At 72.3% G+C, this 10,153-nt stretch carries 9 protein-coding genes; 7 read left to right on the top strand and 2 right to left on the bottom strand.

Annotation, left to right across the window (positions count from 1 at the left end):
• Positions 1-372: 372 nt before the first annotated feature.
• Positions 373-1,338, top strand: a complete 966-nt coding sequence (locus tag GFD30_RS22020; RefSeq protein ID WP_153027313.1) for an AraC family transcriptional regulator — start codon at positions 373-375, stop codon at positions 1,336-1,338.
• Here the strand turns inward: GFD30_RS22020 and GFD30_RS22015 are convergent.
• Entirely contained in the window at positions 1,335-2,561 is a 1,227-nt protein-coding gene (locus tag GFD30_RS22015; RefSeq protein WP_322633498.1) for an MFS transporter, read from the bottom strand. The genes GFD30_RS22020 and GFD30_RS22015 overlap by 4 nt on opposite strands.
• 382 nt (positions 2,562-2,943) lie before the next feature.
• Between GFD30_RS22015 and GFD30_RS22010 the strand changes: the two genes are divergently transcribed.
• Positions 2,944-3,903, top strand: a complete 960-nt coding sequence (locus tag GFD30_RS22010) for a cation diffusion facilitator family transporter (protein ID WP_153027311.1) — start codon at positions 2,944-2,946, stop codon at positions 3,901-3,903.
• A gap of 9 nt (positions 3,904-3,912) precedes the next feature.
• Complete coding sequence (locus GFD30_RS22005; protein ID WP_153027310.1) at positions 3,913-4,188, top strand: Smr/MutS family protein; 276 nt, start codon at positions 3,913-3,915, stop codon at positions 4,186-4,188.
• Positions 4,189-4,282: 94 nt separating this feature from the next.
• On the opposite strand, the gene GFD30_RS22000 is transcribed toward GFD30_RS22005, so the two are convergent.
• On the bottom strand, positions 4,283-4,543 hold the full coding sequence (locus tag GFD30_RS22000; RefSeq protein ID WP_091053485.1) for a helix-turn-helix domain-containing protein: 261 nt from the start codon (positions 4,541-4,543) through the stop codon (positions 4,283-4,285).
• A 271-nt stretch (positions 4,544-4,814) separates the two neighbouring features.
• On the opposite strand from GFD30_RS22000, the gene GFD30_RS21995 reads away from it, so the two are divergent.
• From GFD30_RS21995 to GFD30_RS21980, 4 genes are all read left to right on the top strand, one after another.
• Entirely contained in the window at positions 4,815-5,639 is an 825-nt protein-coding gene (locus GFD30_RS21995; RefSeq protein WP_153027309.1) for an ABC transporter ATP-binding protein, read from the top strand.
• Positions 5,640-5,649: 10 nt separating this feature from the next.
• Positions 5,650-6,639 (top strand): ABC transporter substrate-binding protein, encoded by a 990-nt coding sequence (locus GFD30_RS21990; protein WP_153027308.1) that lies wholly within the window; start codon positions 5,650-5,652, stop codon positions 6,637-6,639.
• The gene (locus GFD30_RS21985) at positions 6,636-8,732 is read left to right on the top strand and encodes an iron ABC transporter permease (RefSeq protein WP_227996834.1); all 2,097 of its coding nucleotides are present in this window, start codon (positions 6,636-6,638) and stop codon (positions 8,730-8,732) included. Before GFD30_RS21990 ends, GFD30_RS21985 begins: the two co-directional genes overlap by 4 nt.
• A 107-nt stretch (positions 8,733-8,839) precedes the next feature.
• Positions 8,840-10,129 carry a phytase gene (locus GFD30_RS21980; RefSeq protein ID WP_153027307.1) on the top strand — a complete coding sequence of 430 codons (1,290 nt, stop codon included), beginning with the start codon at positions 8,840-8,842 and terminating at the stop codon, positions 10,127-10,129.
• Positions 10,130-10,153: the final 24 nt, after the last annotated feature.

Below are 10,153 nucleotides of genomic sequence, written 5' to 3'. Positions count from 1 at the left end.
GTTCGTCGCTGCCTGATCGAACACCGGCCACGACCAGACCGGAGCGTGACCGCGCTCCGGTTCGCAGGCCGTTGCTGCGGTTGGACACCGGGCGCAGCGGACCCGGCCACGGCGACACGCCTTCGACACGTGCTGCTCGCCCCGCCGTCGGTGCCCTCCGGACCCGGCGCGCATCGCTACCCGGGTCCCCGGAGCGCACCCGCAAACCGCGCACTCACCCGGCCGTCGCCGGACGGTCGACCCCGCCCGCCCGCTCATTGCGTAATCGTCGACGCACTGACCAGAATGCCGGGCCGGCCACGCTCACCCGGAAACCGCAATCGTCCTCCTCGGCACTCGCCGCCTGAACGGCACTGACTCTAAGCTCGGCATATGGACGTGCTCAGCGATGTCATGGCGGTGCTGCGGACCGGTCGGCCCTTCGCCGCCCGATTCGCCCGGACCGCGCCCTGGTCGGACCACCGCAGCGGCCGGCCCAACGGGTTCGGCGTGCAGATCATGGTGCGCGGCAGCGCGGTCGCGACCGCCGAGGGCGGCGAGACGTTCCGGCTCGGGCCCGGCGACGTGCTGCTCGTCCCCCACGGCGGCGCCCACCTCGTCGCCGACTCCCCCGACACCCCGCCGGGGCCGCGGTGCGAACCCGGCAGCGAGTTCCCGGGCGCGGTGATCCGCGCCGACGACCCCGATGCCACCCACGTCATGCTGTGCATGGCGTACGAGCTCGCACCGAACCGCACCCACCCGATCATCGGCACGCTCCCCGAGTTCGTGCACCTCCCGGCCGACCCGGCCGCGCGGCCCGAACTGGCCGGCGCGATCGCCATGCTCGACAACGAACTCGCCGCCGAACTGCGCGGCGGCGACACGCTCGTCCCGGCCCTGCTGGACGCGATCCTGATGTACCTGCTGCGCGCGCTCCTGGGCGAGCGGACCGCCGAGTGCGGCTTCGCCGGATGGGCGGCCGCGCTCGCCGACCGGTCGATCGCGGCCGCACTGGAGGCCGTCCACGCCGAGCCGGCCCGGCAGTGGACGGTCGCGTCGCTGGGCGCGGTCGCGGGCCTGTCGCGCTCGGCGTTCTCGCGGCGGTTCACCGAGCTGGTCGGCCAGCCGCCGCTCGCGTACCTGACGTCGTGGCGGCTGACGGTGGCCGCGCGCCTCCTCGCCGACACCGACGCGCCGCTCGCGGTGGTGGCCAGGCAGGTCGGGTACGCGTCGGAGTTCGCGTTCGCGGCGGCCTTCAAGCGCGACTTCGGACTGCCGCCCGGCCAGTTCCGGAGGCAGGTCCCGGCCTGCGAGCCGGCCGCCGAACCGTTCCGGCGCGAACCGGTCGCGGTCTAGCGCCGCGCGTTCCGGGCGGACCTGGCGGCGATCGCGACCACCGGGACGAGCAGGACCGCACCGATCCACAGGACCGCGGTCGGGCCGGTCCGGTCCACCGCGAAGCCGCCCGCGAAGGAGCCCGCGGCGATCGACAGGTTGAACATGACCGTGTTCAAGGAGGTCGCGATCTCGACCTCGCCGGGCTCGGCGGCGTTCATGTACCAGGTCTGGACGGCCGGGGAGACCAGGCCGTAGCCGGCGCCCCACAGCACCAGCACCGCGGTGGCCGAGAACAGGTCGCCGACCGCGAACGCCATGAGCGCCATGCCGAGCGCCATCGTCACGCCGAGCGCGACGAGGGTGCCGCGCAGGTGTCGGCCGATGAGCGAGCCCGAGGCGACGGTCGCGGCGAGCGCGGCCGCGCCGAACGCGAGCAGCAGGCCGCTCACCTGGGAGGCGGGCAGGCCGTTGGCCTGGAGGATCGGGCTGATGAACGTGTACGCGATGAAGTGGCCGGTGACGATGAAGAACGTCAGGGCCAGACCGGTGCGCACGGCCTTGTTGCGGCGCACCAGTTTCGGGAGCGACGCGAACGAGACCGACGTGTGCGACGGGAGTCTCGGCACCAGCAGCGCGATCGCGGCGGTCGCGGCCAGCGCGAGGGCCATGAGTGCGACGAGGGCCGCGCGCCAGCCGAAGTGGTCGCCGATGAGCGTCCCGGCCGGGACGCCGAGCACCGTGGCGGCGCCGATGCCGCCGTAGACGGCGGCGGTCGCGCGGGGCACGTCCCGGGCGGGGACCAGGCGCAGTGCGATGCCGCCGGCGACGGCCCAGAACGCGCCGATCGCGATGCCGACGAGGACGCGGGCGGCCAGCAGGGGCCCGAAGCCCGTCGCGGTGGCGGCGCCGAGGTTCGCGCCCGCGACGAGCACGGCGAGGGCGATGAGCACCAGGCGCCGGTCGAGCCTGCGGGTGAGGACGATGCTCAGGGGCGCCGCGGCCGCGGCGACCAGCCCGGGGACGGTGACCATGAGCCCGGCGGTGCCCTCGCTGACGCCCAGCTCGCCGCTGATCGGCGTGAGAAGGCCCACAGGGAGGACTTCGGAGGTCATGACGACGAAGACGCCGAGGGAGACGGCGGCCACGGCGAGCCATTGCTTCGGGGTGGCGCGCTCGGGCGCGGCGGACGGGTCGCGGACGGCGGCGTCGGCGGTGCGGGCGGGTCGGTCGAGGGTGGTCACGGCGGCGCTCCAAGCGATCAGAGAGTTCTCGGCAGGACCCTTGCGGGTCTTCAATGCCGGAACCGGTCCACCACTCGGTCCGCGCGTGGGCGGCACGGGCTTCGCGCGTACAGGGGCCCAGAGCCTCGGAAGGCGGTCGGCCGGGGATCGGAGGTCCCCTTGGCGGTGTACGAGCGTCGGCCCTGACCGGGAGTGCTCCCGGGGCGTCGCCTGCCCCAAGGATAGCAGCGCCGGGGGAAGCGCCGCCGGGACGAACGCCTGTAGCGTTCCCGACCATCCGGGACGCGAACCGAGCGCTCGTCGCCGGGTTGCGGCGCCATGACAGACTCGTGGCTGCGCCGCAGAATGCGCGCGCACGCTTGATGGAAGGAAACACCGGGGCATGTCAGCAGAAGGCGGCACCAAGGCGATCGTCGCGGCCCTCTTGGCCAACACCGGCATCGCGATCAGCAAGTTCGTGGCGGCGGGCATCACCAACTCGGCCTCGATGCTGGCCGAGGGCGTGCACTCGGTCGCAGACGCGTCGAACCAGGTCCTGCTCCTGATCGGCGGGAAGGCGTCGCGCAAGGCCGCGAGCCCGGCCCACCCGTTCGGGTACGGGCGCGAACGCTACATCTACGCGTTCATCGTCTCGATCGTGCTGTTCTCCATCGGCGGCGTCTACGCCCTGTACGAGGGCTACCACAAGCTCACCGACCACGGGCACGGCCTGGAGACGCCGCTCGTGGCCGTCATCGTCCTCGTCGTGGCGATCGTCCTCGAGTCGTTCTCGCTGCGGACGGCCGTCAAGGAGTCGAACGCGGTGCGCGGCAAGCAGACCTGGGTGCAGTTCATCAAGGGCTCGCGCTCGCCCGAGCTGCCCGTGATCCTCCTGGAGGACATCGGCGCGCTCGTCGGCCTCATCCTGGCCCTGTTCGGCGTCGGCCTGTCGTGGATCACCGGCAACGTCATCTTCGACGCGTTGGGCACCATGTGCATCGGCGTGCTCCTCGTCCTCATCGCGATCGTCCTGGCGATCGAGATCCGCTCGATGCTCATCGGCGAATCGGCGACGCACGAGGACATCGCGGCCATCGAGGGCGCGATCAAGCAGGACGGCACCAGCACCCTCATCCACCTCAAGACCCTCCACGTCGGCCCCGACGAGCTGCTGGTGGCCGCCAAGGTCGGCATCGACCGGAGCGAGACCGGCGAGCAGGTCGCCGCCGAGATCGACGCCGCCGAGGCGCGCATCCGCGCCGCCGTCCCCAAGGCGAAGCTCATCTACATCGAGCCGGACATCCACCGCTCGCCGGAGGCCGTCGGCACCGACGCCCCGGCGGCCGGGGGCGCGGCGGAATAGGCTGCGGTCATGGCGAAACTGGTGCTGGACCTCCACGACATCTTCAACAAGGGCGACCAGATCGAGAAGGCGCTTCGGGACGTCATCGAGGAGGCGGTCGCGAAGCGGATCGACCTCGTCGAGATCATCCCCGGCAAGGGATCGGGCCAGCTCAAGAAGAAGGTCCTGAGGTTCCTGGACCAGAAGGAGATCAAGGCCCTGTACCACCGGGTCGACAAGGACTCCAAGAACTTCGGCAGACTTTTCGTGCATTTCCAGCACAAGGACAAGCATCGCAAGCGATGATGGATGCAGACGGCGGCGCAACCTTCCTCCCCGTGGGTTGCGCCGCCGCGTCGCGTTCACCTATGCGGTCGTCGCCGACCGGGTCCCCTGCCGCTCAGTCGATCCGGTCGCCGTCGGCGCCGAGCACCTCCAGCAGCCGCAGCACCGGCACCCGGTAGCTGTGGCCGATCCGCAGGACCTGGACGGGGAAGTCGCCGTCCTTCGCCAGCCGGTACGCGACCGTCCGCCCGATCCCCAGGATCTGCGCGGCGGTCTCGACATTCGTCATCACGCCGAGCGACTTGACGCGTTCGACCGTCCAGATGTCGTCGATGGTGGCGACACTCGAAGGCCCCACCTTCGCATTCGGTGTCATGTTCGTCCTTTCCGGCGTCCCGCGCCGACACGGGGTGCATCGGCGCGACGCTGCCAAGGACCAGTCGACCCCACGCGGCACGTCCGAGTAAAGAGCGACCCGCCGGTATTCACTCGTACGCGTGGTGTGCGCGTCCTCACCGGATGAGCAATCGATTGGGGGCGAACCCGATCGAATGCCGCAAAGCCGGAACGCGCCACTCCGGCGGAGTGTTCCCACTCTGTGACCTTGCGAGATGCAATCGAGATCGGCATAGGTTAGCCTTACCTACATGCCAGATGACGCAGGCTTGAACGGCCGCGCCCTCCGACTCGCCTACTTCGGCGACACCGTCGTCCACGACGCCGACATCGTCATGCGCGGCGGCGAGGTGACCGCCCTCCTGGGCCCCAACGGGTCCGGCAAGTCCACCCTCCTGCGCTCCCTCGCGCGGCTCCACCGGCCAGAGTCCGGCGGCGTCGGCTTCCCCGACGGCACCGACGCGGCCGCCTTGAGCCCCAAGGAGTTCGCGCGCCGCGTCGCGCTCCTCTCCCAGTCCCGGCCCGTCCCCGGCGGCATCCGCGTCCTCGACGTCGTCGGGTACGGGCGCCACCCGCACCGCGGCCGCTGGCGCCACGGCGACGACGACGGCCCCGCGAAGATCCAGCGCGCCATGGAGATCTGCGGCGTCGAGCACATGGCCGAACGCGGCATGGAGGCCCTGTCCGGCGGCGAGCGCCAGCGCGTCTGGCTCGCCTCCTGCCTCGCACAGGACACCGCCGTGCTGCTCCTCGACGAGCCCACGAACCACCTCGACCTGCGCTACCAGGTCGAGATCCTCGACCTCGTCCGCGATCTCGCCGACGAGCACGGCACCGCCGTCGGCGTCGTCCTCCACGACCTCGACCAGGCCGCCGCGGTCGCCGACCACGCCGTCCTCCTCCACGACGGCCGCGTCACGGCCGCCGGAACCCCGGCCGAGGTCCTCACCGCCGAGAACCTCACCGCCGCATACGGCATCGACATCCGCGTCGACGCCGACCCCGCGACCGGCCTGCTCACGGCCAGGCCGATCGGCCGCCATACCCGCAGGTTCGCGGCCACCACCACCGAATAGAAGGAACCCGATGCGACTCCCCAACCTCAAGACCTTCGCCGTGCCCGCGGCACTGGCCGCCGTCCTCGCCGCCGCCGCGTGCGGCACCACCGAGGACGGCCAGGACTCCGGCGGCGCCGACACCGAGGCCGGCCCGGTCTCGGTCACCGACTTCCTCGGCCGCACCGTGGAACTCGACGCCCCCGCCGAGAACGTCGTGGCGCTCGAATGGGCCGAGGTCGAGATCGTCGCGAGCCTCGGGGTCATGCCCGTCGGCGTCGCCGACCTCGAGGGCTACAACACGTGGGTCGGCGGGACCGTGCCCCTCGACGACACCGTCGCCGACGTCGGCACCCGCTCCGAGCCGTCCGTCGACGCCATCGCGGGCCTGAACGCCGACCTGGTGGTCATGGAGACCGACGACGAGGCCCTCATCGCCTCGATCGAGGAGTTCGTGCCGGTCCTGGTCACCGAGGGCTCCAACGAGACCGACAACCTCGCGCGCATGCAGCGCGACGTCGACATGATCGCCGAGCTCCTCGGCAAGACCGACGAGGCCGACGCCCTCTGGGCCGACTTCGAGGCCAAGGTCGCGGACACGAAGGCCGCCATCGAGGCCGCCGGCACCGGCGACATCCCCTACCTGTTCGCCGACGGCTGGATCGAGGGCGACGCCGTCGCCATCCGCCCCTTCGGCGCCGGGTCCCTCGTCGGCTCCCTCGGCACCGCCGCGGGCCTCGAGAACGCCTGGACCGGCGAGACCGACGGCATGTGGGGCCTGGGCGGCACCGACGTCGAAGGCATGGCCCAGTACACCGACACCGAACTGAAGTTCATCAACAACAACGCCGACGGCAGCGACATCTTCACCACGGGCGTCGCCGGCAACGCCATCTGGGAGAACCTGACGTTCGTCAAGAACGGCGACGTGTACGAGCTGCCCGCCGGCACCTGGACCTTCGGCGGCCCCAAGTCCTCCGAGGCCATCCTCGACTACTTCGCCGAGGTCTACGCGAGTTGAGCACGCTGAGCCCGCCGGCGCGACCGGAGGCCCGGGCCCGGCGGGCCCCGCGCCTCCTCCCGGCCGCGGCGGTCCTCGCCGGCACGGTCGGGGCGCTGGTCGTGCTGGCGGCCCTCCACCTCACCCAAGGAACGTCCGAAGTGGACGCCGGCGACCTGCTGCGGCTGGTCGCCGGCACCGCCGACGAGGGCGTCCTCAACGTCCTCGAAGGCTCGCGGCTGCCGCGCCTCGCCGGGGCGGTCCTCGTCGGGATCGCCCTCGGCGCCTCCGGCGTGCTGCTCCAGTCGGTGGCGCGCAACCCGCTCGCGAGCCCCGACACGCTCGCGGTGAACGCCGGGGCGTACCTGGCCGTGACCGCCGTGGCGGCCTTCGGGATCACGCTGCCGCTGCTGTCAGGGGTCGGCGTCGCCTTCACCGGCGCGCTCCTGACCGCGGGCCTGGTGCTCGCCCTGTCGGCGGGCGGCGGCGAATCGGCCACCACCCGGCTGATCCTCGCCGGGTCGGCGGCCGCCATGGCCGGGAACTCGCTCGTGTCGCTGCTCATCCTGCTGTTCCAGGAGGAGACGACCGGCCTGTTCGCCTGGGGCTCGGGCAGTCTCAACCTGGCCGGGTTCGACTCGACCGGGCAGGCCGCGCCGCTGGTGCTCCTCGCGATCGCCGTGGCGATGCTCGCGGCCCCGCGCCTGGACCTGCTGCGGCTGGGCGACGACACCGCCGCGAGCCTGGGCGTGCACGTCCGGCGCACCCGCACGGTCGCCGTCGTCTGCTCGCTGCTGCTGGCCTCGTGCGCGGTCACCGTCGCCGGGCCGATCGGCTTCGTCGGCCTCGCGGCCCCGGTCATCGCGCGCCAGGTCGCGCGGCGCTTCCCGGTCCTGCTCGCCCACCGGGCCCTGATCCCGTTCAGCGCCCTGTGCGGCGCGCTCGTCATCGTCGGCGCCGACCTCGCCGTCCGCGCGATCCTGGGCGCCGACAAGAGCATCGAGATCCCCGTCGGCGTCACCACCACGATCCTCGGCGCCGGCGTCATGGTGTGGCTGGCGCGCTCGGTCACCAGCGCCGGCTCGGAGGACCGGCCCGCGATCCTGCACGGCGCGGCGAACCGGAGCCGGCTCGCGTTCCTGGCCGTCGTCGGCGGCCTCGCCGCCGCCTCGGTCGGGGCCCTGTTCGCCGGGATGCTCTCGGGCGACACCATGCTCCTCGGCGGCGACCTCGTCAACTGGGTCGCCGGGAGGACCGGCGCGAGCTACACGTGGATCATCGAGCAGCGCTACCCGCGCGTCCTCGCCGCGGTCCTCGCCGGCGCGGCGCTCGCGTGCGCCGGCACCGTGACGCAGGGGATCCTGCGGAACCCGCTCGCCGAACCGGGCCTGCTCGGCGTCACCGCCGGCGCCGGCATCGGCGCGGTCGCCCTCATCACCTGGGCCCCTTCCGCGGGTCCCTGGGCGGTCACCGGCGTCGCGGCCGCGGGCGGGCTCGGCGCGTTCGCGCTCGTGTACGCGACGGCGTGGCGCGGCGGACTCGACACGTCCCGCCTGGTCCTCATCGGGATCGGCGTGTGGTCACTCGGCATGGCCGCGATCACGCTGCTCATCCTGGCGTCGGACCCGTGGAACACGCCGAAGGCCATGACCTGGCTGTCGGGGACGACCTACGGACGCACCGCCGACCGGCTCATCCCGCTCGTCGCCGCACTCGTGGTCGTGCTGCCGCTGATCATCGCCCACCGCAAGGAGATCGACCTCCTCTCGCTCGACGACGACACGCCGCGCACCCTCGGGGTGCGGCTCGAGCGGACCCGGCTGCTCCTGCTGTGCGCGGCCGCCGTGCTCACGGCTGCCGCCGTCGCCGTCGTCGGCGTCATCGGGTTCGTCGGCCTCGTCGCGCCGCACCTCGCCCGAGGACTCGTCGGCAGCCGCCACGCGCGGGTGCTGCCGGTGTCGGTGCTCCTGGGCGTGCTCCTCGTGAGCCTCTCGGACACGCTGGGCCGCACGGTGATCGCGCCGGCGCAGCTCCCGGCCGGGCTCGTGTGCGCACTGATCGGGACGCCGTACTTCGTGTGGCTGCTGTGGCGGACCCGCACCAGGACCGCCTGAGGTCGAAGCGGTCGCCGAAGCGTTGAGGCGGCCGCGAGAGCGTTGGGGCACAGGACGAGCGGGATTCACCTGGGGTTCATCGGCGGGGTCGAGGATCGATCCGACCGATGAACCCCCTCCCCCTTGGAGGCTCCGTGCCGCCCCGCCTGCTCACCCTCACCGCCTTCGGCTCCATCGCCGTCCTGCTCACCGCCTCCGCGGCCGGAGCGGCCGGCGAGGAGCCGCTGACCGCGATCCTCGAGACCCCGGCCCTCTACGACGAGGACGACGCCGACGCCGACGACCCCGCGATCTGGATCGACGAGGAGGACCCCGAGGACAGCCTCGTCATCACCACCGCCAAAGAGGCCGGCATCTACGTCTACGACCTCGAAGGCGACGAAGTCCAGCACATCGAACCGCGCCCGGCGCCCGGCGAGGACGACGCCCCCGGCCGGTACAACAACGTGGACCTCGTCACCGGCTTCCGCCTCGACGGCGAACGCGTCGACCTCGCCGTGGCCTCCGACCGGGGCATGGACGACCTCGGGATCTTCGCGATCGAGGACGGCGAACTCGTCGACGTCACCGACCCCGACGCCGGCACGATCTTCACCGCCTCCCAGGAGGAGGTCAACGGCGAGCACACCGCGTACGGCCTCGCGACCTTCCAGAACCGCTCCGGCGCCTACGCCCTCGTCAGCCGCAACGCCGAATCCGAAGTGGCCCTGCTCAAACTGCGAGCCGACGGCGAGCACGTCACCTGGGACAAGGTCCGGACGCTGCACCTCCCCGCCGAATTCGACCTCCCCAACGGCGACACCTGGAAGCCGTGCGACGACACCGGCCAGGACCCGCAGGTCGAAGGCATGGTCGTCGACGAGGCCACCGGCACCGCCTACCTCGGCCAGGAACTCGTCGGCATCTGGAAGATCGCCGCCGACCTCACCGGCGAACCCGAACTCGTCGACACCGCCGTCGAGTTCGGCCTCCCCGGCACGTACGACCCCGAGACCGACGAGTGCACGTACGGCCCCGACCCCGGCTACGGCGGCGACGTCCTCCACACCGACATCGAGGGCCTGACGATCTACGCCACCGGCCGCGGCTCCGGCTACCTCCTCGCCTCCTCCCAGGGCGACGACAGCTTCGCCGTCTACGACCTCCGCGGCGCCAACCCCTACCTCGGCGGCTTCACCATCGAAGCGGGCGCGGTCGACTCCACCCAGCACAGCGACGGCGCCGACGTCGTCAACGCGAGCCTCCCCGGCTACGAAGGCGGCCTCCTCGTCGTCCAGGACGGCGACAACACCCCCGAAGGCGCCGACGAGTCCAGCACCAACTTCAAATACCTCGCCTGGGAGGACGTGGCCGAGCACAGCGGCCTCGACCTCCGCACCGACTGCGGCCGCCGCTAGCGGAACGGCAGGGCCGCCGGGCGC

The organism is Glycomyces albidus (genome assembly GCF_009451885.1).
Lineage (GTDB): Bacteria > Actinomycetota > Actinomycetes > Mycobacteriales > Micromonosporaceae > Glycomyces > Glycomyces albidus.
This window is presented reverse-complemented; position numbering and strand designations above follow the sequence as displayed.

Coding starts and splice junctions, on each gene's coding strand:
- GFD30_RS21990 (WP_153027308.1), top strand. CDS start 5,650: ATGCGACTCCCCAACCTCAAGACCTTCGCCGTGCCCGCGGCACTGGCC.
- GFD30_RS22020 (WP_153027313.1), top strand. CDS start 373: ATGGACGTGCTCAGCGATGTCATGGCGGTGCTGCGGACCGGTCGGCCC.
- GFD30_RS22005 (WP_153027310.1), top strand. CDS start 3,913: ATGGCGAAACTGGTGCTGGACCTCCACGACATCTTCAACAAGGGCGAC.
- GFD30_RS22010 (WP_153027311.1), top strand. CDS start 2,944: ATGTCAGCAGAAGGCGGCACCAAGGCGATCGTCGCGGCCCTCTTGGCC.
- GFD30_RS21995 (WP_153027309.1), top strand. CDS start 4,815: ATGCCAGATGACGCAGGCTTGAACGGCCGCGCCCTCCGACTCGCCTAC.
- GFD30_RS22000 (WP_091053485.1), bottom strand. CDS start 4,543: ATGACACCGAATGCGAAGGTGGGGCCTTCGAGTGTCGCCACCATCGAC.
- GFD30_RS21980 (WP_153027307.1), top strand. CDS start 8,840: ATGAACCCCCTCCCCCTTGGAGGCTCCGTGCCGCCCCGCCTGCTCACC.